The 20,790-nt window shown below is 62.2% G+C and carries 22 protein-coding genes; 14 read left to right on the top strand and 8 right to left on the bottom strand.

From position 1 onward, the window contains the following. The first annotated feature begins 42 nt into the window (after positions 1-42). The 7 genes from AC0Z35_RS09245 to AC0Z35_RS09215 all read left to right on the top strand — a co-directional run bounded on the left by AC0Z35_RS09245 (position 43) and on the right by AC0Z35_RS09215 (position 7,412). Positions 43-1,647, top strand: coding sequence for an ABC-F family ATPase (locus AC0Z35_RS09245; protein ID WP_046805000.1), 1,605 nt, complete (start codon positions 43-45; stop codon positions 1,645-1,647). A gap of 190 nt (positions 1,648-1,837) precedes the next feature. Further along, positions 1,838-3,067, top strand: coding sequence for an MFS transporter (locus tag AC0Z35_RS09240; protein WP_314355615.1), 1,230 nt, complete (start codon positions 1,838-1,840; stop codon positions 3,065-3,067). A 121-nt stretch (positions 3,068-3,188) separates the two neighbouring features. Continuing rightward, a complete protein-coding gene (locus AC0Z35_RS09235; RefSeq protein WP_046804998.1) occupies positions 3,189-3,959 on the top strand; it encodes an ABC transporter ATP-binding protein in 771 nt (256 codons plus the stop codon). Between the two features lie 95 nt (positions 3,960-4,054). After that, entirely contained in the window at positions 4,055-5,053 is a 999-nt protein-coding gene (locus tag AC0Z35_RS09230) for an ABC transporter substrate-binding protein (RefSeq protein ID WP_219992424.1), read from the top strand. Continuing rightward, positions 5,050-5,823, top strand: a complete 774-nt coding sequence (locus AC0Z35_RS09225) for an ABC transporter permease (RefSeq protein ID WP_046804996.1) — start codon at positions 5,050-5,052, stop codon at positions 5,821-5,823. The genes AC0Z35_RS09230 and AC0Z35_RS09225 overlap by 4 nt, the downstream gene beginning before the upstream one ends. Before the next feature lie 135 nt (positions 5,824-5,958). Further along, positions 5,959-6,789 carry a transporter substrate-binding domain-containing protein gene (locus tag AC0Z35_RS09220; RefSeq protein ID WP_485131814.1) on the top strand — a complete coding sequence of 277 codons (831 nt, stop codon included), beginning with the start codon at positions 5,959-5,961 and terminating at the stop codon, positions 6,787-6,789. Positions 6,790-6,824: 35 nt separating this feature from the next. Further along, positions 6,825-7,412, top strand: a complete 588-nt coding sequence (locus tag AC0Z35_RS09215) for an IMPACT family protein (RefSeq protein ID WP_485131813.1) — start codon at positions 6,825-6,827, stop codon at positions 7,410-7,412. Between the two features lie 60 nt (positions 7,413-7,472). Here the strand turns inward: AC0Z35_RS09215 and AC0Z35_RS09210 are convergent, their stop codons facing one another. The 6 genes from AC0Z35_RS09210 to movA form a co-directional block, all read right to left on the bottom strand. Next, positions 7,473-7,847 carry a thioredoxin family protein gene (locus AC0Z35_RS09210; protein ID WP_006219735.1) on the bottom strand — a complete coding sequence of 125 codons (375 nt, stop codon included), beginning with the start codon at positions 7,845-7,847 and terminating at the stop codon, positions 7,473-7,475. 172 nt (positions 7,848-8,019) lie between these two features. Beyond that, positions 8,020-9,042 carry an LLM class flavin-dependent oxidoreductase gene (locus AC0Z35_RS09205; protein WP_485131812.1) on the bottom strand — a complete coding sequence of 341 codons (1,023 nt, stop codon included), beginning with the start codon at positions 9,040-9,042 and terminating at the stop codon, positions 8,020-8,022. A 213-nt stretch (positions 9,043-9,255) separates the two neighbouring features. Continuing rightward, complete coding sequence (locus tag AC0Z35_RS09200) at positions 9,256-9,780, bottom strand: hypothetical protein (protein WP_485131811.1); 525 nt, start codon at positions 9,778-9,780, stop codon at positions 9,256-9,258. Further along, positions 9,777-10,508, bottom strand: a complete 732-nt coding sequence (locus AC0Z35_RS09195; protein ID WP_485132127.1) for a multinuclear nonheme iron-dependent oxidase — start codon at positions 10,506-10,508, stop codon at positions 9,777-9,779. The genes AC0Z35_RS09200 and AC0Z35_RS09195 overlap by 4 nt, the downstream gene beginning before the upstream one ends. Positions 10,509-10,558: 50 nt before the next feature. Next, positions 10,559-11,644 carry a multinuclear nonheme iron-dependent oxidase gene (locus AC0Z35_RS09190; RefSeq protein WP_485131810.1) on the bottom strand — a complete coding sequence of 362 codons (1,086 nt, stop codon included), beginning with the start codon at positions 11,642-11,644 and terminating at the stop codon, positions 10,559-10,561. A gap of 67 nt (positions 11,645-11,711) precedes the next feature. Next, complete coding sequence (gene movA / locus AC0Z35_RS09185; RefSeq protein WP_485132126.1) at positions 11,712-11,780, bottom strand: methanobactin-like peptide MovA; 69 nt, start codon at positions 11,778-11,780, stop codon at positions 11,712-11,714. Between the two features lie 325 nt (positions 11,781-12,105). Here movA and AC0Z35_RS09180 point away from each other — a divergent pair, with 325 nt between their 5' ends. Next, positions 12,106-13,299 (top strand): hypothetical protein, encoded by a 1,194-nt coding sequence (locus AC0Z35_RS09180; RefSeq protein WP_485131809.1) that lies wholly within the window; start codon positions 12,106-12,108, stop codon positions 13,297-13,299. A gap of 54 nt (positions 13,300-13,353) precedes the next feature. Here AC0Z35_RS09180 and AC0Z35_RS09175 read toward each other — a convergent pair whose 3' ends face one another. Further along, positions 13,354-14,646, bottom strand: coding sequence for an NCS2 family permease (locus AC0Z35_RS09175; RefSeq protein WP_046804993.1), 1,293 nt, complete (start codon positions 14,644-14,646; stop codon positions 13,354-13,356). Between the two features lie 111 nt (positions 14,647-14,757). Here AC0Z35_RS09175 and tsaD point away from each other — a divergent pair, with 111 nt between their 5' ends. Then, positions 14,758-15,789: a tRNA (adenosine(37)-N6)-threonylcarbamoyltransferase complex transferase subunit TsaD gene (gene tsaD / locus AC0Z35_RS09170; RefSeq protein WP_046804992.1), complete on the top strand. Its 1,032-nt coding sequence runs from the start codon at positions 14,758-14,760 to the stop codon at positions 15,787-15,789. On the opposite strand, the gene plsY is transcribed toward tsaD, so the two are convergent. Next, positions 15,790-16,434 (bottom strand): glycerol-3-phosphate 1-O-acyltransferase PlsY, encoded by a 645-nt coding sequence (plsY, locus tag AC0Z35_RS09165; RefSeq protein WP_046804991.1) that lies wholly within the window; start codon positions 16,432-16,434, stop codon positions 15,790-15,792. It lies immediately after the preceding gene. Between the two features lie 180 nt (positions 16,435-16,614). Here plsY and surE point away from each other — a divergent pair, with 180 nt between their 5' ends. From surE to AC0Z35_RS09140, 5 genes are all read left to right on the top strand, one after another. Further along, positions 16,615-17,373: a 5'/3'-nucleotidase SurE gene (surE, locus tag AC0Z35_RS09160; RefSeq protein ID WP_046804990.1), complete on the top strand. Its 759-nt coding sequence runs from the start codon at positions 16,615-16,617 to the stop codon at positions 17,371-17,373. Continuing rightward, complete coding sequence (locus AC0Z35_RS09155) at positions 17,358-18,182, top strand: protein-L-isoaspartate(D-aspartate) O-methyltransferase (protein WP_046804989.1); 825 nt, start codon at positions 17,358-17,360, stop codon at positions 18,180-18,182. The genes surE and AC0Z35_RS09155 overlap by 16 nt, the downstream gene beginning before the upstream one ends. A 17-nt stretch (positions 18,183-18,199) precedes the next feature. Further along, entirely contained in the window at positions 18,200-19,060 is an 861-nt protein-coding gene (locus AC0Z35_RS09150) for a peptidoglycan DD-metalloendopeptidase family protein (protein ID WP_046804988.1), read from the top strand. After that, entirely contained in the window at positions 19,057-19,836 is a 780-nt protein-coding gene (locus AC0Z35_RS09145) for a 3'-5' exonuclease (RefSeq protein ID WP_046804987.1), read from the top strand. The genes AC0Z35_RS09150 and AC0Z35_RS09145 overlap by 4 nt, the downstream gene beginning before the upstream one ends. A gap of 189 nt (positions 19,837-20,025) precedes the next feature. Next, on the top strand, positions 20,026-20,658 hold the full coding sequence (locus tag AC0Z35_RS09140) for a hypothetical protein (RefSeq protein WP_485131808.1): 633 nt from the start codon (positions 20,026-20,028) through the stop codon (positions 20,656-20,658). Positions 20,659-20,790 lie beyond the last annotated feature (132 nt).

Genomic DNA, 20,790 nt, shown 5'->3' with positions numbered 1-20,790 from the left:
TTCCTCGCATGCGTCTTCGGACGCCTACAGACTCAAAATACCGTGATATCCACAGCCAATCTCACCATCCAGTTCGGTCCCAAGCCCCTTTTCGAGAACGTCAGCGTCAAGTTCGGGGAAGGCAACCGGTACGGGCTGATCGGGGCCAATGGGTCCGGTAAGTCGACGTTCATGAAGATCATCGGCGGCGACCTCGAAGCGTCCGGCGGCAACGTGTCGCTGGAGCCGGGCGTGCGCCTGGGCAAGCTGCGCCAGGACCAGTTCGCGTTCGAAGACCTGCGCGTGCTGGACGTCGTCATGATGGGCCACACCGAAATGTGGGCCGCCATGTCCGAGCGCGACGCTATCTACGCGAACCCGGAAGCCACCGAAGACGACTACATGCGCGCGGCCGACCTGGAAGCCAAGTTCGCCGAGTACGACGGCTACACCGCCGAAGCGCGCGCCGGTGAACTGCTGCTGGGCCTGGAAATCGCCGTGGACCAGCACAACCTGCCCATGCGCGAAGTGGCCCCGGGCTGGAAGCTGCGCGTGCTGCTGGCGCAGGCGCTGTTCTCGAACCCCGACGTCCTGCTGCTGGACGAGCCCACCAACAACCTGGATATCAACACCATCCGCTGGTTGGAAAACGTGCTCAACAGCTACCAGAGCACGATGATCATCATCAGCCACGACCGCCACTTCCTGAACCAGGTGTGCACGCACATGGCCGACGTGGACTATGGCGAAATCCGCATCTACGCGGGCAACTACGACGACTACATGCTGGCTTCGACGCAGGCCCGCGAGCGCCTGGTGTCCAACAACGCCAAGGCCAAGGAACGCGTCGCCGAACTGCAAGACTTCGTTCGCCGCTTTGCCGCCAACAAGTCCAAGTCGCGCCAGGCCACCTCGCGCTTGAAGCAGATCGACCGCATCAAGGCGGACCAGGTCGTGGTCAAGCCGTCGTCGCGCCAGAACCCGTACATCCGCTTTGAACAGAACAAGGTCATGCACCGCCTGGCGGTCACGGTCGAAAACCTGACCAAGGCCTACGACGCGCCGGTCATCACCAAGTTCTCGGCAATGGTGGACGCGGGCGAAAAAATTGCCATCATTGGCGCCAACGGCGTGGGCAAGACCACCTTGCTGCGCTTGCTGGCCACGGAACTGCAACCGGATTCGGGCTCGGTGAAGTGGTCCGATAATGCCGACCTGGGCTACATGGCGCAGGACGTTTCCGACCAATTCCTGCAAACCGACATCAACTTGCTGGACTGGATGGGCGACCATCGCCAGCCGGGCGACGACGACCAGTCGATCCGTTCGGTGCTGGGCCGCCTGCTGTTCTCGGCGGACGACCTGCCCAAGGCGCCCAAGGTGCTGTCCGGCGGCGAAAAGAACCGCATGACCTTCGGCCGCCTGATGCTGGGCCGGCACAACGTCATGCTGCTGGACGAGCCCACCAACCACCTGGACATGGAATCGATCGAATCGCTTCAGTTCGCGTTGGAAAAGTACGAGGGCACGCTGGTGTTCGTGTCGCATGACCGCGAATTCGTGTCCGGCCTGGCTACCCGCGTGATCGAAATCCTGCCCTCGGGCGAGATCATCGATTACCGCGGCGGCTACGAAGACTATCTGGAATCGCGCGGCATCGAAGCCTGAGCCCGCTGGGAGGCATGTCGGCCTGACGGTGGCCGACGTGTCAGCCACCCATCCCGTCCATCACGGCGCGCCTCTCGGGGCGCGCCGCGTTGTTTTCAGCCGTGCCGCTGTTCAGCAAGCTGCAATATTGATTGCGCTATCATCGGGTTTACCCTGAGCCGCTCGGCCAGGCATTTTTTTTCCCAGACCAATGTCCCCCACACCGCACAGCACGCCGGACGGCGCGCCGATCAGCACGTACGCGCTGACGTTTCGCATCGTCGCTATCGCCTTCTTCACCTTCATCTGCTACCTGGCCATCGGCTTGCCGCTGGCGGTGTTGCCTGGCTATGTGCACGACAAACTGGGCTATGGCACGGTGCTGGCCGGGCTGGCGATCAGCGTGCAGTACGTGGCCACCTTGCTTAGCCGCTCGCACGCCGGGCGCATGGCGGACACGGTGGGCCCGAAGCAAACCGTCGTGATCGGCATGATTGCCTGCGCGGCAAGCGGCGTTTTCCTGCTGCTGGCTTATGCCTTCGAACGCAGCGCGTGGTTGAGCATGACGGCAATCATCGTCAGCCGGCTGGCGTTGGGGTTCGGGGAAAGCTGGGTGGGCACGGGGTCGGCCACGTGGGCCATCGCGCGGGTCGGGCCGCTGCACACGGCGCGCGTCATCTCGTGGAACGGCATCTGCACGTATGGCGGCTTGGCGCTGGGCGCACCGCTGGGTGTGACGCTTGAGCGGGAATGGAGCATGGGCGCGCTGGGCGGGGCGGTGTTGCTGCTGGGTCTGGCCGGCTTGGGGCTGGCCGTCAGCCGTGCGGCGGTGTCTATCGTCGGCGGCCACCGGATGGCCTTCAAGAGCGTGGTGCTGCGCGTCTTCCCGCACGGCATGGCGCTGGGGCTGGGTTCGGTAGGCTTCGGCACCCTGGCTGCCTTCGTGGCGCTTTACTACACCAGCATGTCCTGGGAAGGCGCGGCGCACGCGCTCAGCGCCTTCGGGTGCGCGTTCATCGGCGTGCGGCTGCTGTTCGCCGGCACCATTACGCGCTATGGCGGTTTTCGCGTGGCGCAGGTTTCCTTCCTGGTGGAAGCGGCGGGCCTGCTGTTGCTGTGGCTGGCGCCCAATCCTACGGCCGCGCTGCTGGGCGCCGCGTTGACGGGATGCGGGTTCGCGTTGATTTTCCCTGCCATCGGCGTCGAAGCCGTGGCGCGCGTGCCGGCGGGCAGCCGAGGCGCGGCGCTGGGTGCCTATTCGGCGTTCCTGGACCTGGCGCTGGGCGTCACCGGCCCCATCGCCGGCTATATCTCCAGCGGCTATGGCTACCCGCCTATCTTTCTGTCCGCCGCCCTGGCGGTGGCGATCGGGTTCGTGATTGCGTACGGGCTGCAACGCCACGCCAGCCGGCAAGCCGTCGCCCAGACCGCAACCCGCTAGGCCTTCCTGTCTTTATTCATATAACGGGAAGCTTTAAAGACATTCAATATTGATCGTTTGGTTTCATATAACGAATTGTTAGATTTAGGCCTCGTCTTCACGCGCGCCCACGATTCGTTCCATGAACCTGACCTTCGATCACGTCCACAAGCACTTCGGCGACCTGCCCGTGGTGGACGACTTCACCAGCGACATCAAGCCCGGTGAACTCGTCGCCCTGGTCGGCCCCTCTGGCTGCGGCAAGTCCACGCTGCTGCACCTGGCGGCGGGCCTGGAACAGCCCACGCAGGGTCGCGTCCTGGCCGACGGCAAGCCCGTGTCCGGCCCGCACCCCAGCCGCACGCTGGTATTCCAGGAACACGCGCTGTACCCGTGGCTGACGCTGGAAGACAACGTGGCGTTGGCGCTGGAATTTCAAAACATCCCCAAGAAGCGCGCCCGCGAAGGCGCTCGCCAATGGCTGGCGCGCGTCAGCCTTGCCGGCTTCGAACACTACTATCCGCATCAGGTGTCCGGCGGCATGCGGCAACGCGCTGCACTGGCGCGCGCCTTCATCGCCCAGCCCCAGACCATGCTGATGGACGAGCCGTTCGGCGCGCTTGACGCGCTGACCCGCCTTAGCCTGCAAGACGTGCTGCGCCAGCTGATCGCCCAGGAAAAGCCTACCGTCCTGCTGGTTACGCACGATGTCGACGAAGCGCTGTTCCTGGCCGACCGCATTGTGGTCTTCAGCCCGCGTCCGGCGCGTGTGTTGCGCGAATTCAACCTGGCGCATCGTGCCAAGACGCACGACCTGTCTGACCTGGCCGCTGAAAAGCGCGAGATCCTGCGCCTGCTTGGCATCGCCGTGGACGGCTCGCAAGCCCATGCCGACATGGCGCTGGCTGCCTGACCCCATCCTGGCCTGACCCCATCCTGGCTTGAACCCACCCTTATCCGTCGCGGCGTTTTCGCGCCGCCACCTTTGAATTCCCTGGAGCTTTACCCATGAAATTGAAGCAATGGCTGTCCCTGCCGCTAGCGGCCGCGCTGCTGGCCGCGGCCCCCGCGATGGCCGCCGAAAAATTCCGCGTGGGCTATCTGCGCGTCATGGACGACGCGCAAGCCATCGTCGCGCAAGAGGGCGGTTTTTATAAGAACGCGGGGCTGGATTCCGAGCTGATCGAATTCAAGTCCGGCACCGATCTGATCAAGGCCATCGTCGGCGGTCAGCTGGATATCGGCGTCCTGGGCTTCACCAACGCTGTCGCGTGGGCCTCCAAGGGCGCCGACCTGAAAGTGGTGGGCGGCGCGCAGCAGGGCTATCACTCGCTGATCGTGCGCGACGATTCCGGCATCAAGGACATCGCCGGCCTGAAGGGCAAGACGCTGGCCTCGCAAGCCGAAGGCAGCACGGCCGACGTGGTGTTGAAGGGCGTGGTGCTCAAGCAGGGCAACCTTAGCGCCGACGACGTCAACATCATGGGCGTCAGCCCGGCCGTTGCCGTGCAGTCGCTGGTGGGCAAACGCGTGGACGCGGCCTTCCTGTTCGAGCCCTATGACCGCATCGCGCAACTGGTGGCGCCGGTCAAGCAGATCTACGAAGTGGGCCAGGCCTGGCCGTTCCCGTGCATGGTGGTGATCACCTCCGGTGAGACGCTGGCCAAGCGCAAGGACGATGTCTGGAAGGCGTTGGACGCGCAGAACCAGGCCATTACGCTGCTGCAGAAAGAGCCGGCGCAGGCGTCCAGGCTGATCGCGTCGTACTTCATTGCCGAGCCTACGCTCAAGACGCTGTCGCGGGGCGAGCTGCCGCGCGAAACGGTGATCGCCGAGGCCATCAGCACCCAGGTCTTCACGCCCAAGCTCACGCAGAAAGACACGGCGCGCATGCAGGAAATCGCCGATATCCTGCAAGCCCAGGGGTCGCTGAAAACGCGTGACGGCAAGCCGTACGACGTGTCCAGCATTGTTGATCTGTCCTGGCAAGAGGCGCGCAAACTTTGAGCTCGTCTACCCGAGTGACCGGCGCCCGCAAGCATCTTGCGGGCGTTTTGGGCGTCCTGTTCATTCTGTTGTTGTGGCAGCTGGCGGCGTTCGCCTTGCCTGATTTCCTGATGCCGGGCGTGCCGGCCGTGGTCCAGCGCCTGTTCGAGGACCTGGGCAAGCAGTCGTTCCATCAAAGCCTGATGGGCACGCTGGGCCGGCTGGGCGCGGGCTACGGACTGGCGCTGGTGGCAGGGATCGGTTTCGGCCTGGTGGCCGCCGTGCTGTTCTTCTTTCGCGAAGTGCTGCGCAGCGCCATCGTCATCCTGCAATCGATTCCGTCTATCGCCTGGGTGCCGCTGTTCCTGATCGTGATGGGCTTTGGCAATACGCCCATCATCGTCGTGGTCGCGCTGTCGGCGTTTTTCCCCGCCGCGCTCAGTGTCATGAACGCCACCGAATCCGTGCAGCGTGTGCACGTGTCGGCCGCGCGCGTGATGGGCGCGACCCGGTGGGGCCTGGTCAAGCGGGTGTACCTGCCCGCCGTCATGCCCGAACTGATCACCGGCGCGCAGCTGGCCTTCGGCAACGCCTGGCGCGCGCTGATCTCGGCTGAAATGCTGATCGGTTTCGGCAAGGGCCTGGGACGTTCGCTGGCGTACTCGGGCGAAATCGCCGACATGACGGGCGTGATGACGAACATCCTGGTCATTGCCGTCCTGGCCGCGCTGATCGACCAGTTTGTGCTTGAAAACCTGAAGCACCGTCTGCTTCGGTATCAGTACGTTTGACTGAGTATTGGCTGGGTATTGGCTGAGTATTGGCGCCTGAATTCAAGGTTGCCGATCAGCCAGCGTTGCAGTCCAAACCCAAGTCCAAACCCAAGTCCAAAGCCAAAGTCCCAGTCTTAGTTCAAGTTCCAGCCCATGTTCCAGCCCACGCGACTCTTGCGCCGCCTTGCCCTGACCACAGCATGCATGCTGCTGGTCGGCACAAGCGCGGCGCATGCCCAGCCGGCGCCCTTTACCGCAGCCCATGCGCGCGGGGAACTGGTGGTGGGCGTGCCGTATCTGGCGCCGCCGCCCGTGGCCGGCGCCAAGATCCGCACGCCCGACGGGCTGGACGCGAACATGGCCGAACGCCTGGGCGCCAGCCTGAAGCTGCCCGTCCGTTTGCAACAGGTGACGGCGGAGGAGGCCGAAGCGGCACTGGCGGCCGGGAAAGTGGACGTGGTGCTGGCCGATGATGCCGACGCCCAGCCCGCGCCGGCTACCGTCGCCGTGCAACCCACGGGCTACCGCGCGCGCCCCAAGGCGGTGATACGCAGCGACACCCGCCTGCGCAAGCCGGCCGACGCAAAGGGGCACACCGTCTGCATGGCCGAAGCGGACACCCACGCGCGATCCCTGGCGGCAAGCTGGGGCGCGGCGGTGCGCACGTACCGCGTGCCGTCCGATGCGCTGGTAGCGGTGCGCGAAGGCGCTTGCGATGTCGGCCTGGTGGATGACGCCGTCTGGGAACCGCTGGTGCGCTTTCCAGAGTGGAAGAAGTTCTCGTCAACGCTGGCCGCCGACGGCGAGACCCGTGAAAGGGTGTGGCTGCTGCCCGCCTCGGACACGGCCAGCCGGGCCTGGATGGCGAACGAAATGCGCGCCTGGAGCCAGGCCGGCGCCTGGAAGGCGATGACCGCGAAATGGGCGCGCGATGTGGCCTTCGACGTCTATCTGGACCAGGAAGTGCCCGACTGCCACGGCTAGCGGCGGGCCTTGGCCCAGCACTTACAATGCCGGGCATGACGCACACGTTGACCGCTTCCTGCTCGTATCAGGAAGACATCAAGAAAAGCCGCTTTGTCGCCTACGCCGCCCCGGTTGCCACCGTGGACGAGGCGATGCGTTTCTTTGCCGAACACAGTGATCCCGAGGCTACCCACAATTGCTGGGCCTATCGCATTGGGCAGGAATATCGGTTCAACGACGATGGCGAGCCCGGCGGCACGGCCGGCCGCCCCATCCTGCAAGCCATCGAAGGGCAGGACATGGACCGCGTGGTGGTGCTGGTGGTGCGCTGGTATGGCGGCATCAAGCTGGGCGCGGGCGGGCTGGTGCGGGCCTATGGCGGTTGCGCCGCCAATTGCCTGCGCCTGGGGCAGCGTACCGAAATCGTGGACCTGGCCACGGTGACATGCACCTGCGGTTTCGCGGAATTGGCGTTGTTGAAGTCGCGCCTGGCGCAAGCCGGGGCGCTGGTGCAACAGGAAGACTTCAACCAGGACGGCGTGTCGCTGTGCTTCGTCGTGCCGCGCAGCACGCTGGGTGACCTGGAAGTCACTGTCGCCAACATCACGCGCGGACGCTCGGCGTGGGAGCTCGTGTCCTGAGCCGCCGAATAGACCGCGCACCACAATGGAAAGGGGCCCGCTGTGGGGCCCCTTTGTCATTTACGCGTTCTGGCTGTCTTGCGCCGCGGCGATTTCCTGGTGGACCTTTTCCATGTCCACCTCCTTGATCTTGGCCAGCAGCTCGTTGAGCTGCCCGCCCGACAAGGCGCCGGGTTGCGAGAACAGCAGAACTTTCTCACGGAAGACCATCAGCGTGGGAATCGAGCGGATTCCCAGGGCGCCAGCCAGTTCCTGCTCGACGTCGGTGTTCACCTTGGCGAACGTGACATCGGTGTGCTCGGTCGCGGCCTGCTCAAAAACAGGAGCAAAGCCACGGCACGGGCCGCACCACGGAGCCCAGAAGTCGACGATCAGGGTACCGTCCGGCGTGATGGCGTCCTGGAAGCTTTCTTTGGTGAGTTCAACAATACTCATTTTGGATCCTTGCCGCGGAGCGCGGCGCAAAAAGTCGGTGTCGAGATCCGGGGTGTGCCCGCCCCGGCCTGATTCGGCGACGCTTTATGTGCTACGCGCTCTGGCGTAATAGTAGAGCCGGCGATGGCAGCGTCGCAATGGTTGGCGCTGTGGAGAGCGCAGTCAGCGGTGCTTAGACCGCGGTTTTTGTAGAGACGCCGGCATCGTTCTTCAACGACGCGACGATCTCGAAAGAGCGCAGGCGATCCGCGATATCGAAGAAGTCGGACACGATCATGACCTCGTCGGCTTCGGTTTCGGCCACCAGGGCCTCCAGCCGCCGCTTGACGGTGTCCGGCCCGCCCACGATGGAAGCGCCCAATCTTTGATTGACCGCTTCACGCTCCCATTCGTTCCACAAACCATCCATGTTGTCGACCGGCGGCTGCAATTGCAGGCGATGGCCGCGTACCAAAGACAGGAATTTAAGCTGCTGCGTGGTCGCCTGGCGCCGGGCGGCTTCATCGGTTTCAGCCGCCACGACCGGCACGCCGATCATCGCGTAAGGACGCGACAGCGTGGCCGACGGCTTGAACAGGTGCCGGTACAGGCGCATGGCCGCCATGCCTTCGGGCGAGAAATGCCCCGCAAACGAAAACGGCAGGCCGAGCTCGGCAGCCAGGCGGGCGCTGAAATCGCTGGAACCCAGCAGCCAGATCGGAATGTCCAGCCCTTCGCCGGGAATGGCGCGCACGGGCTGCCCAGGGCGGGAAGCCGCCAGGAAACCGCGCAATTCTTCCACCAGCGCCGGAAATTCCAGGCCGCTGCGGGGGCCACGGCGCAGCGCGTGCTGCGTGGCGCCATCGCTACCGGGCGCGCGGCCCAGGCCCAGGTCGATGCGGCCGGGGTAAAGCGTTTCAAGGGTGCCGAACTGCTCGGCAATGATCAAGGGCGCGTGGTTGGGCAACATGATGCCGCCGGAGCCAACCCGCAGCGTGCTCGTGTGTCCGGCCACATGGCCGATCAGCACGGCCGTCGCGCTGGAAGCGATGCCGTTGATGTTGTGGTGCTCGGCCAGCCAGAAGCGGTTGTAGCCCAGCTTCTCAACGTGCTGGGCCACCGCCACGGTGTTGCGAAACGCGTCCGCGGCATCGCGGCCCTGAACTATCGGGGCCAAATCCAGGACCGAAAGCGGGATGCGGGCAAGGGCGCTCATGCGGACGTCTCCTGGTTCAAGGCAACGGCACGACAGGACGGCAACACGGGGACAAAGCGGGTAGGGCGCAAGGTGAACTCCATACGAGATACATGGGGAGTGTATCGACGAATTCAACCGAAGCAGGCAGCAACCTTGCGGCCGGGCGGGTTGTATTGGTCGCCAACGCAACGCTGGTTGGCGTGGGGCTCCGCGTACGCCCCATCGGCAAGTTCAAATGCCGAAGTGGCGCTCCAATTGCGCCATCTGAGGAAAGGCGAGGTACGACATTTCCGTGACTAAACTCGAATGGGCCTGGAGATCATAGTAGAAAACATCCCTTTCTTCGTAGGCCACAGTAGCCTTTGTCGCCACGAAGATCCTTCCCGGAGAGAGGTTCGTCCACGCTGCGATGCACACGTCGGACGTGCGATCCGTGAAGGTCCATTGCGACACTGCGTAGGACATGAGCTGACTGACCAAAGGTTGAGATGGACATTGATCTTTCGATATATAGCTCAACAGGGAGATGCCAGTCCTCCAGTCTAAGCTCGCTCTGGACTTGAAGCTCCAGGAAATAAAATCGTCGAGGGTCGAGACATCGTCGAGATTACAGAACTGCGCTGCGATCGGCGCGGCCGCCAAAATATGATCACGCATTGCATCCTTCACGAGCGAAACGTACGACAGGGCCACCCCGGAGAGATTCATAGGCTGACGAGCTGGATCGACGATGGCACCATAGGCTCTTGAAATCATAGTTGCAGGTTCCGAACACGTTCAATCTCGCAAACCCAGTTTTCGACGTCGAAATTGGAATCCCTTTCAACGCATATAGTGATTTCCGTACGGTCAGCCAAGATTGCTTTGGCACGCTGGATGCTATCCGGGTCAATATTGCAGTCGTGGGTGTCCACGAGAAAATGGGGAATAAGTGTGGTCTCGGCATAGCCGCCAAGGTGAAAGTGCGAGGTATTCGTAGTGATTGGTTTCCACTCCACAATGCTCTCACCGACGTTCATTTCTGCGATAGTCGCATTGGAAATGTCGAATAGAACGTTGCATGATGAACGCTCTATTAGCTGTTTGAAAAATTCCGCCTGTTTGTGCGACTGAGGAATGATGGAAGGATAGTTCTCGATAAATATGTCTGCTCCGAGTGTTCTTTGCCAGCGTGCCAACTTCTCCGAACAGTTGTCTAGGTCACGTGAATAGTCCACCTCCACCATTTGCGGAAAGTATTGACCGTCATAAAAGAACTTACCGAGGTGGTCGGATATATAAATCGGGCTGAGAGCGCCCCGAAAATAGTTTATTTTTTCGGCAATTTGCGTAAGGACATCTTCATCCTGATGAAGAAACCTGGAATTCATGATGTGAAATGCGCATGGCGTTCCGGCCAGTACTGACGCTAGGGACCCTGCGCTGCATGACAAAAAATTGTCTATCATTATTTCGACAAAATCCACCTCGCCCCGGGCAATCATCTGCCTCACAGCCGGTAGGTCGCGAGTGCCAGTCCAGTTTATTCCGACTTTCATTTTGTCTTTAAATTTACGAAATCGGAAAATGAGTCTATGAAATAGACGGACGACTTTTTCATTTCACTGTCCAGCTCTTCTTCAGACAAGGAGATACGTTTTTCTTGCTTGTCTATATAGGTCAGCCAGTCGCTCAATAGCTGGGTTTCAGATCTACCGTCTTCCTCCACAATTTCCGGCCAATTTGAAATCGTGCTTTTCAGAATCTTCTTGAGATAATTTTCCGCATATCTCGTGCTGTGGTCGATAACCTCTTTCTCGGGGCCGGTCGCGGTTTGGATGCGTCTTAAATTGTCGAAGTCCGCTTTGTATCTCGCGACGCTGTGCTCCCATTCTTCATCGCTGTGTTCGATATTCGCGTAGGTGGCCTCAGAGATCAGGCGGCTGGATAATAGTTCTTCGAGAAGTTTCCAAGCGGCAGAAGCCACCGGCGTTCCGTGGCTATCATGCATAGCTCCATCTTTCCCGGTGATAATTCCGGATAGATGCACTTCCACTACTTTGTCCCACGGTATCAATCCGATTGCAGCCTCGGCGGGTATCCTTGCGTTGTGAGAATCAATGATTAGATGGCTGAGGTCGATAATTAGTCCGGCGTCGCTCTCATCGGTAATTGCAGCTATGCTCTTCCATGTCTTGAAAATCTCCCGTGCGGACTTTGAATAAAAATTAGCGTTTTCTATCCACACTTTTTTCCCTGAATCGTTGCGGATGGACGTTATGAACCCCACCGCTTGACGCTCCGCCACATCCGTCGCGTTGTAATGCGATGAAAACCCTAGTTTTCCGATGTCGTTGCGGCGTTCCCCACATAGATGGAAGCCAATGCTGATGACTCGGTCGTCGTCGTACAAAGGGGCCAGCTTTTCCTCTATAAAAATATCTTGAGCGTATCGCGCTTCGGTAATCGGGGAACGAGAGATGTGCACAGAAATATCATTTTCGTATGACAGGTTGAATTGCTTCTCACGAGAAAATACGCGGCGGTATGCGGTCAACCCGACTTCCATTAGCTCCACGTCAGGTTGGAGCAGGTCGTCGGAGATAATGAAGTTGGGATTGTAGCTGCATGCAATTTTCATTCTGTCCCCTAGTTGTTCGCAAGGCGGCCAACGATTTCAGTCGTCGGCCGCCTACTCAACGCCTTATTTACTTGTTATAGCTACCGCAAGTTGCGTCTTTATCGTTCACTTTGACTACAATTTTCTTTGTCTTCATGGTAATTCCTTTGGATGTTGAGGTTAGCGCCTCAGGAAGGTTCGCTTGCTAGGCCGGAGCCAACCCGGGCAATAGAAAATTAGCTAGGTAAATACATGGCAGCTATTCGTGAAAACCCTTTCGGATAATTACGATTTTTTTCATGCGTAGGCGCATGTCGATTTTCCATGATATTTTTCTCCCGATTAATCCGTGTGGATTTCACGCGTGATTAACGTCCATTAAGTTTCGCGCCCTGTCGGTCGCCGAGGGAGGAAGAGTGAATTATTGGGCCCTGATCCGCCAATCCCTGACTATTTCCGGGTCCCGTTTGGTGGCTCTGTCAATGGTGTCCCTGGACTTAATGATTCTGGGCAGATTCTCTCTGGCAGAAACCGCGGACTTTGCGCTTGCAGTGCAGTTTTCCCAGGTCTATATCGTTCTTGGGCTCGGGCTCACGGTAGGGGTGAATATTGCGTTCAACATGAAAAAGTCGTCTTCCAGCTCCATCGCAGGGTCAGTTGTTGGCTATGCATTGCTGGTCGGTTCTCTGCTCTTCCTGATGTCGATGGCAATGGGAGTCGCCATGCAGGTCTCGGTAAATGCGCGTGACAGTTATTACGCGCTTGCTGTCGGGATCATTCCCGTGACGATATACATCGCGCTTTGCGCGCTAATTGAAGCATCAGGAGGTGCTGGGTGGGTATTCAGGCTTACCGCTGGGGCAGCGGTTGTAAACGTCATTCTTGACGTGTTCCTGATCAATCTTGGCTGGTCCTCACCTGCTGTGGCGGTGGCCTGCGCGACCACGCTAGTCAGAACTCTCCTGTTGGGCTTCGTCGTGCATGGCTGTTTGGTTCGGCATCGAATCGCGATCTGGCCGAATCTCGATCTCCCAGAATGGAAAAACCTGTTTAGCTACGGGCGGTCAGAGGCCCTGGTCGGGCTGATATTCACCGGTGGCATGTCGTTGCTGTTCGCTTATGTCAATTCGCGGGGGCACGAGCAGCTGGTAGCGCTGCTCGCCATTGGAATCAATTTCCTGAACATTGCCTCGGTGATCTACATAGGGATGACACGCGCCGTGGGGAACGCTGCGTCCGAACGTTCGGCCAGCATTCTTGGGGATATGAAGGGGCTTGCGATGTTCGGGTTGGCTTATGTCGCCATAAGCAGTGTGGGGCTACACGTTGCGTCCCCGTTGCTTTCATGGCTTTATCTCGGGACTATTTCCACGCAATTGCTCAGTATTTTCTTTCTTGCGATATGGATCGTCGCATTTGATGGATTGGCGATGCTGTTCATTACGTTGCTTAGGTTGCTTGATTGGAGGGCGATCCCGCCGTTGCTGCGCCTTTCGTTGATTGTGGTGGGCGTTCCCCTATCTCTAAGCTGGTTTGATCCTGCGGAACTTGGTCCCGTCTTTAACGGTTTGCTGATTGGCAACGTTGTGGCGGCTGCGCTGGCGGCCGTTCTGTTGGTACACGCGGTGGCGGACCGCATGCGCAGAGAAGTTGCTGCCGCGCAAGGCGGCAATTAAAAAAGCCGCCGCGGCGGTCGCCGGGCGGCTTACTGAAGCCATTTGTGGGTCCGGCTATTCCGGAAAGAACGCGTACCGGATCACGAACAGCACGGCCACCAGCCACGTGGCCGGGTGCACGTCGCGGACCTTGCCCGTGGCGGTTTTCAGGACCACATAGCTGATGAAGCCGAAGGCGATGCCGTTGGCGATCGAGTACGTGAACGGCATGACCAGTGCGGTCAGCGCGGCCGGGGTGGCTTCGGTGACTTCGTTCCAGTCGATATCGATCAGTTCGCGCATCATCAGGCCGGCCACGTAGAGCAGGGCGGGCGCGGTGGCGTAGGCGGGGACGGCGCCGGCCAGCGGCGAGATGAACAGGGCGGCCAGGAACAGCAGCGCCACGACCAGTGCGGTCATGCCGGTACGGCCGCCGGCCTGCACACCCGATGCGCTTTCCACGAAAGCCGTGGTGCTGCTGGTGCCCAGGGCCGAGCCGGCGACGATGGCGGTGCTGTCCGCGAACAGAGCGCGGCCCAGGCGGTTGGGCCGGCCTTCGGGGACCAGCCCGGCGCGCTTGGCCACGCCCACCAGCGTGCCGGTGGCGTCGAACACTTCAACCAGCACGAACACCAGGATTACGTGCACGAAACCGCTGTGCAGCGCGCCCATGACGTCCAGTTTCAGGAAGGTGGGTGCCAGGCTGGGCGGGGCCGAGAAGATGCCTTTGAATTCGTTGTAGCCCAGCGCCATCGACAGCACGGTGACCACGATGATGCCGATCAGGATGGCGCCGCGCACGCGCAACGCATCCAGCGACGCAATGATGAAAAAGCCCAGGATGGCGAACAGCGGGCCGTGGGTGGTCAAGTTACCCAGGGAAACCTTGGTGGCCGGGTGGGCAACCACGATGCCGGCGCTGGACAGCGCGATAATTGCCAAAAACAGCCCGATGCCCGCCGCAATCGCGCTGCGCAGGGAATGCGGAATGCCTTTGACCAGCCAGACGCGGATGCCCGATATCGTCAGGATCAAGAAGATCACGCCCGAAATGAACACGGCGCCCAGCGCTTGTTCCCAGGTGTAGCCCATGGTCTTGACGACGGTGAACGCGAAGAAGGCGTTCAGGCCCATGCCGGGCGCCATGCCGATCGGCCAGTTGGCGATCAATGCCATCACCAGCGAACCCAGCGCGGCCGCCAGGCAGGTGGCCACGAAGACAGCGTCGCGGTCCATGCCGGTGGACGACAGGATGTCCGGATTGACGAAGATGATGTAGGACATCGTCAGGAACGTCGTCAGACCGGCCACGATCTCGGTGCGCGCGTTCGTGCCGTGTTCACGCAGCTTGAATAACTTCTCCAGCATTCCAGTCCCCAGTGTGTTTGCAGGCTTGTCGGTTGTTGTAGGCGGCGCCCCACAGGTGCCGCACCATTTCAAAACTCGCGTATTTTCGCATCAGTTGTAAACTCTGCCGCCATGATTATCCTCGGCTTTGAAAGCTCCTGCGACGAAACCGGTGTCGCAGCCGTCTGTACGGAACGCGGTCTGCTGGCGCACGCGCTGCATACCCAGATCGCCATGCACCAGGAATATGGTGGCGTGGTGCCCGAACTTGCCTCGCGCGACCATATCCGGCGCGTGGTTCCCTTGACTCGCCAGGTGCTGCAAGACGCGGGCCTGCAAATGTCGGATATCGGCGCGGTGGCCTATACGGCCGGGCCGGGCTTGGCCGGCGCCTTGCTGGTAGGCGCCAGCGTGGCGCAGTCCTTCGCGTGGTCACGGCATTTGCCGGCCATCGGCATCCATCACCTGGAAGGCCACCTGCTGTCGCCCATGTTGGCCGACCCGCGCCCCGACTTTCCTTTTGTGGCGTTGCTGGTGTCCGGCGGCCATACGCAGCTGATGCGGGTGGACGGCGTGGGACGCTACGAACTGCTGGGCGAAACGCTGGACGACGCCGCGGGCGAAGCCTTCGACAAATCGGCCAAGCTGATGGGCCTGGGCTATCCCGGCGGCCCGGCGCTGGCAAAGCTGGCGGGGCAGGGCGATGCCAGCCGTTTCGACCTGCCGCGCCCCATGTTGCACAGCGGTGACCTGGACTTCAGTTTCAGCGGTTTGAAAACCGCCGTGCTGACCCGCGTGAAGGCGGCGGAAAAGGCGGGCGGGCTGGATGAGCAGACGCGGGCCGACCTGGCGGCGGCTACCCAAGGCGCGATCGTGGACGTATTGGCCGCCAAGGCAATCAAGGCGTTGAAGCAGACGGGATTGCGCCGTCTGGTGGTGGCCGGCGGCGTGGGGGCCAATCAGTTGTTGCGGGCCAAATTGGCCGCGGCGCTCAAGCCCTTGCGGGCCCAGGCGTATTTTCCGCCCTTGGAGCTGTGCACCGATAACGGCGCGATGATCGCCTTCGCGGCGGCTGAAAGGGTCAAGGCCGGGCTGGTGAAACTGGACGCCGATGCGCACAGCTTCACGGTCAAACCCCGCTGGGATCTTGCCGATATTGCCTGATCAACCGGGCTTTTTCTTGCCGCCGATCTTGCTTTCGGTGCCCTGGACCAGGCGCGTGATGTTGGCACGGTGACGATAGAACAGCAGCACGCCGATCACCGCCAGCGCCACGCCCATGGCCGGCTGCGCGTACCAGGCCAGGCCCGAGCCGAACACGTAGTAGACCGGCGCGAAGAATGCCGCCACCAGCGAAGCCAGCGACGAATACCGGAAGAACACGGCAACGATCAGCCAGGTGGCGGCGGTGGCCACGGCCAGCCAGGGCTGGATCGCGACCAGCACACCCAGCGCCGTTGCCACGCCCTTGCCGCCCTTGAAACCGAGAAAAACCGGATACAGGTGGCCCACGAAAGCGGCCAGCGCCACCAGCGCCAGACCGGCCGGCGCGATGCCGGGGGCCAGTCTTTCGGCCAGCCAGATGGCGAACCAACCCTTGGCCGCGTCGCCCAGCAAGGTCAGCGCGGCGGCCGTCTTGTTGCCGGTACGCAGCACATTGGTCGCGCCCGGGTTCTTGGACCCGTAGCTGCGAGGGTCCTGCAGCCCCATCAGCTTGCTGACGACCACGGCGAACGGCACGGAGCCGATCAGGTAAGCCAGCAGGATGAGCGCGGCGGTGAACGCCAGGGAGGGTTCGGTAATCGCCATGGAAAGGGAGTCCGTTGTTGTCGTAATGGCGCGGATTCTACCGCGCCGCGCGCCACCCCTGGCTACGGGTTATCGAGCGTGGCGTCCAAGCCCCGTGGTTGCACGCAGTCATACAGGGCGGGACGGCGGACGGTACAATCCGACACGTCCTTCCGCGTTTTATTTTCTTTCGGATGCACAATGCGAATTCTGGTTTCGAACGATGATGGTTATTCGGCCCCTGGGCTCGAAGCGCTGGTAGCGGCGCTGCAAGGCCTGGGCGATCTCACCGTCGTTGCGCCCGAGACCAACCACAGCGGCGCTTCCAATTCCCTGACCTTGAACCGCCCCTTGTCCGTGCGCACGGCCTCGAACGGCTTCATCGCCGTCAATGGCACGCCGTCCGATTGCGTGCACGTGGCGCTGACCGGCTTGATGGATACCCGGCCCGACCTGGTCGTGTCCGGCATCAACAACGGCGCCAACATGGGCGACGACACCTTGTATTCCGGCACGGTGGCCGCCGCTAGCGAAGGCTATCTGTTCGGCATTCCCGCCATTGCGTTTTCGTTGGCCGAAAAGGGCTGGGAACACATCGAGTCGGCCGCCCGCGCAGCCCGCCAGGTGGTGGAACGCCATCTGGCCCAACCGCTGGCCGCGCCCGTGCTGCTAAATGTGAATATCCCGAACCGCCGCTTTGAAGACCTGCACGGCTTCGCGGTTACGCGTTTGGGCAAGCGGCATCCCTCGCAGCCCGTCGTTCGCACCACCACGCCTTATGGCGACACGGTGTACTGGATCGGCCCGGTCGGCTTGGCGGCCGACGCCACGCCCGGCACCGATTTCCATGCGGTGGAGCAGGGCACGGTATCGGTCACGCCCTTGCGGCTGGACCTGACCCAGCACAGCCAGCTGGACGAAATCAGAACCTGGGCGGAGCCGTTATGCGCAAACGCGTAAGCCAACCCGATGTCTCGCAGGCCGTGCCCGGCCGGCCCAGCCCGGCCCGCTACGACTCGGGTCGCCTCAGCCCCGGCGTCACGGCCACCAACAGCAACACCCGTATTTCAGCCGCCACGCTGCCCCGCCAGACCCAGGCGCCGGCGCCTGCGGCGGGAAACAATCTTGGCTTGAATTCGGACCGGCTGCGCCAGGCGATGGTGCAGCGCCTGCGGGGCCAGGGCATCACCGACGAGCGCGTCTTGAACGCCATGGCCGCCGTGCCGCGTCATCTGTTTGTCGACGAAGCACTGGCCAGCCGCGCATACGAAGACGCCGCGTTGCCCATCGGCCATTCACAAACCATCTCGCAACCGTGGGTGGTCGCGCGCATGATCGCGGCGGCTTGCGAAGACCGCGCGCCGACCCGCGTGTTGGAAGTGGGCGCGGGTTGCGGCTATCAAGCGGCAGTGCTCGCGCAGTTCGTGCGCGAGGTCCATTCCATTGAACGCATCCGTGGCCTTTACGAGCTTGCGCGCGAGCATTTACGCGCCTTGCGGCTGACTACGCGTATCCGCCTGATCTATGGCGACGGCACGCTGGGCCTGCCCGGCGTGGCGCCGTTCGATGCTATCGTTGTGGCTGCCGCTGGCCTGGCCATTCCGCAAGCGCTGCTTACGCAGCTGGCGCCGGGCGGACGCCTGATCGCTCCCGAAGGGGGCACGAACCAGCGCTTGGTGCTGATCGAACGCACCGGCGCGGCCAGCTGGAAACGCACTGAATTAGAGGCCGTGCGCTTTGTGCCGCTACGCGCCGGAATACAATCTTGAGCAAACAGGAGAAACGTATGCTCAACGGGCAGTCGCAACTGACCGATATGACTATGGGCGCGTCCATGACGCGCCTGCGCCGCCCGCTCTTTATCGTGGGGGCACTCAGCCTGGCTATTTTGGCCGGCTGCGCATCAAAAGGAACTCGCGCTCCGGTGGTCGACATGACCGCCGGACAGCCAGCGTCAACGGCTCAGCCCGGTGGCAGCTATGTGGTCAAGCCGGGCGACACGCTTTACAAGATCGCCCGCGCCAACAACGTGGATATCGAAAGCGTCAAGCGCTGGAATAACCTCAGCGACCCCAACCAGATCTCGGTCGGCCAGGTGCTGAAGATGTCCGGCGGCTCCAGTACGGGCGCGCAGCCCGCACCGATCGCCAGCGTCAAGCCGCAACCGCGTCCGCTTGACCAGCCGGAAACCCCCGCTGCCACGACGACCACGCCGCCGCCCGATGCAACGCCCGCGCCCGCGCCGGTCGACGTCAAGCCCGCCCCGCGCGCGGCGGACGCCAGCGTCATCAACTGGGCATGGCCGGCCAGCGGCGCCATCGTGCAGACCTTTAACGCCAGCAGCAAGGGCATCGACATTTCCGGCGCGCTGGGCGACCCGATCACCGCCGCGGCGGATGGCCTGGTCAAGTACAGCGGCAACGGCGTGCGCGGCTTGGGTAACCTGATCATCGTTGAACACCAGAACGGCTTCATTACCGCTTACGCGCACAACCGCGCGCTGCTCGTGAAGACGGGCCAGAACGTCAAGCGCGGCGCCAAGATCGCCGAACTTGGCCAAAGCGACACTACGTCGCCGCGCCTGCACTTTGAAATCCGTCGCCAAGGCACGCCGGTCGACCCGATGCAGTACCTGCCCACGCGATGACGCCCACCCTGGTATTCGACCTTGAAACCATCCCCGATGCCGATGGGCTGCGCAAGCTCAACGGCTGGGGCCAAGAGGTCTCGGACCTGGAAGTGGTGGAACGCGCGCTGGCCGCGCGCCGCGAAGCCGTCGGGCACGATTTCCTGCCGCTGCATCTGCACAAGGTTGCGGTGGTGGGCTGTGTGTTCCGCGACGACCAAGGCTTTCGCGTCAAGACGCTGGGCCAGGCGGACGACCCTGAAGCCGCCTTGCTGGCCGGTTTCTTCAAGACGATCGAACGCTATACGCCCAAGCTCATCAGCTGGAATGGCTCGGGCTTCGACCTGCCCGTGCTGCACTACCGCAGCCTGATCCTGGGCGTGCCCGCGCCCCGCTATTGGGACATGGGCGAAGAAGACCGCGATTTCAAGTTCAACAACTACATTGCCCGTTATCACACGCGGCATCTGGATTTGATGGACGTGCTGGCCAAGTACAACGGCCGCGCCAACGCGCCGCTGGACGACCTGGCCAAGCTGTGCGGCTTTCCCGGCAAGCTGGGCATGGACGGCAGCAAGGTCTGGGAAGCATGGCACACCGGCCGCGCCGACGAGGTCCGCGCCTATTGCGAAACCGACGTCGTCAACACCTGGCTGGTGTACTGCCGCTTTCGCTTCCTGCGTGGCGAGCTGGACCGCACGGCGTATGACGCCGAGATCGCCCTGGTGCGCGATACGCTGTCCGCCAGCGACGCCCCGCACTGGAAGGAATACATGGCGGCGTGGGACGCTACCTGACGCCACCCGGCGCCGCCCCGAGGCGAGCTTCGGCGTGGTGGATCAGGATCAGAACGGGGCCTTCCAAGGCTCCGTTTTCACGTCTGGCACGCACGCAATCGACTGAAACATGGAACGCGACGGCGAAACCCCGTTGAAACCGGGCCGACAGCACAATGGCCTCGCTTTCTTCACTTTCAGGAGACACACATGTCCCGATTCGCTATTCGCTCCAATTTGGCCGCTCTTGCTTTTGTCGCCGCGACGGGCGGTTGGGTGGCTGGCTCCGCCATGGCTGCACCCCCGGCGCCGGCCGACGGTGGCCTGGCCGCCATGCATCACCAAGGCCCGCGTGGTGGCGAGTTCCACAAGGGCATGCGCGACGGATTGTTCATTCCGGGCCTGGGTCCGGTTTCCAAGGCGCAGGTCGACCAGCTGAAGTTGGACGACAAGCAACAAGCGCTGTTCAAGACCGCGCAGGACGGCCAGCGCAGCCTGCACGAGGCGATGCGCGCCGCCGGCGCCAAGCGCCACGACCTGCTGAAGTCGCAACTGGACAGCGGCAAGCTGGACCCGCGCGCGCTGGCGGCGCAGTCCGAGCAGTCGCACGACGCGTTCGGCCCGCAAGCCAAGCAGGTGCGTGACCAATGGCTGGCGGTGTGGGACAGCCTGAACGACACGCAGCGCGGCCAGGTGACCAAGATGGTCAAGGACCGCGAAGCCAAGATGCAGGAACGTCACGCCAAGATGGAAGGGCGCCACGGCAAGGGCAAGCCGGGTATGCCGCCGCCTCCTGCGGCCGGTGCGGATGCTCCTCCGCCGCCCGCGCCCTCGGCTAACTAAGCCAGTCCCGTCCGCCGCCTTTGTGGGGTGGACGCGGGCAAGACCAACCCCGACACGCCACGCGGCGTGCCGGGGTTTTTTATTGGGCTTGGATTCGACTCTGCCAGGATCGGCTCTGCTTGAATTCGACGC

Source organism: Achromobacter sp. 1L-A-4-B-C2, assembly GCF_057291955.1.
This window is presented reverse-complemented; position numbering and strand designations above follow the sequence as displayed.

Bases quoted from the DNA above. Each gene is read 5' to 3' on its own strand.
- AC0Z35_RS09240 (WP_314355615.1), top strand. From the start codon at position 1,838: ATGTCCCCCACACCGCACAGCACGCCGGACGGCGCGCCGATCAGCACG.
- AC0Z35_RS09235 (WP_046804998.1), top strand. From the start codon at position 3,189: ATGAACCTGACCTTCGATCACGTCCACAAGCACTTCGGCGACCTGCCC.
- AC0Z35_RS09230 (WP_219992424.1), top strand. From the start codon at position 4,055: ATGAAATTGAAGCAATGGCTGTCCCTGCCGCTAGCGGCCGCGCTGCTG.
- AC0Z35_RS09220 (WP_485131814.1), top strand. From the start codon at position 5,959: ATGTTCCAGCCCACGCGACTCTTGCGCCGCCTTGCCCTGACCACAGCA.
- AC0Z35_RS09215 (WP_485131813.1), top strand. From the start codon at position 6,825: ATGACGCACACGTTGACCGCTTCCTGCTCGTATCAGGAAGACATCAAG.
- AC0Z35_RS09210 (WP_006219735.1), bottom strand. From the start codon at position 7,847: ATGAGTATTGTTGAACTCACCAAAGAAAGCTTCCAGGACGCCATCACG.
- AC0Z35_RS09205 (WP_485131812.1), bottom strand. From the start codon at position 9,042: ATGAGCGCCCTTGCCCGCATCCCGCTTTCGGTCCTGGATTTGGCCCCG.
- AC0Z35_RS09200 (WP_485131811.1), bottom strand. From the start codon at position 9,780: ATGATTTCAAGAGCCTATGGTGCCATCGTCGATCCAGCTCGTCAGCCT.
- AC0Z35_RS09195 (WP_485132127.1), bottom strand. From the start codon at position 10,508: ATGATTGCCCGGGGCGAGGTGGATTTTGTCGAAATAATGATAGACAAT.
- AC0Z35_RS09190 (WP_485131810.1), bottom strand. From the start codon at position 11,644: ATGAAAATTGCATGCAGCTACAATCCCAACTTCATTATCTCCGACGAC.
- AC0Z35_RS09180 (WP_485131809.1), top strand. From the start codon at position 12,106: ATGGTGTCCCTGGACTTAATGATTCTGGGCAGATTCTCTCTGGCAGAA.
- AC0Z35_RS09175 (WP_046804993.1), bottom strand. From the start codon at position 14,646: ATGCTGGAGAAGTTATTCAAGCTGCGTGAACACGGCACGAACGCGCGC.
- tsaD (WP_046804992.1), top strand. From the start codon at position 14,758: ATGATTATCCTCGGCTTTGAAAGCTCCTGCGACGAAACCGGTGTCGCA.
- plsY (WP_046804991.1), bottom strand. From the start codon at position 16,434: ATGGCGATTACCGAACCCTCCCTGGCGTTCACCGCCGCGCTCATCCTG.
- surE (WP_046804990.1), top strand. From the start codon at position 16,615: ATGCGAATTCTGGTTTCGAACGATGATGGTTATTCGGCCCCTGGGCTC.
- AC0Z35_RS09155 (WP_046804989.1), top strand. From the start codon at position 17,358: ATGCGCAAACGCGTAAGCCAACCCGATGTCTCGCAGGCCGTGCCCGGC.
- AC0Z35_RS09150 (WP_046804988.1), top strand. From the start codon at position 18,200: ATGCTCAACGGGCAGTCGCAACTGACCGATATGACTATGGGCGCGTCC.
- AC0Z35_RS09145 (WP_046804987.1), top strand. From the start codon at position 19,057: ATGACGCCCACCCTGGTATTCGACCTTGAAACCATCCCCGATGCCGAT.
- AC0Z35_RS09140 (WP_485131808.1), top strand. From the start codon at position 20,026: ATGTCCCGATTCGCTATTCGCTCCAATTTGGCCGCTCTTGCTTTTGTC.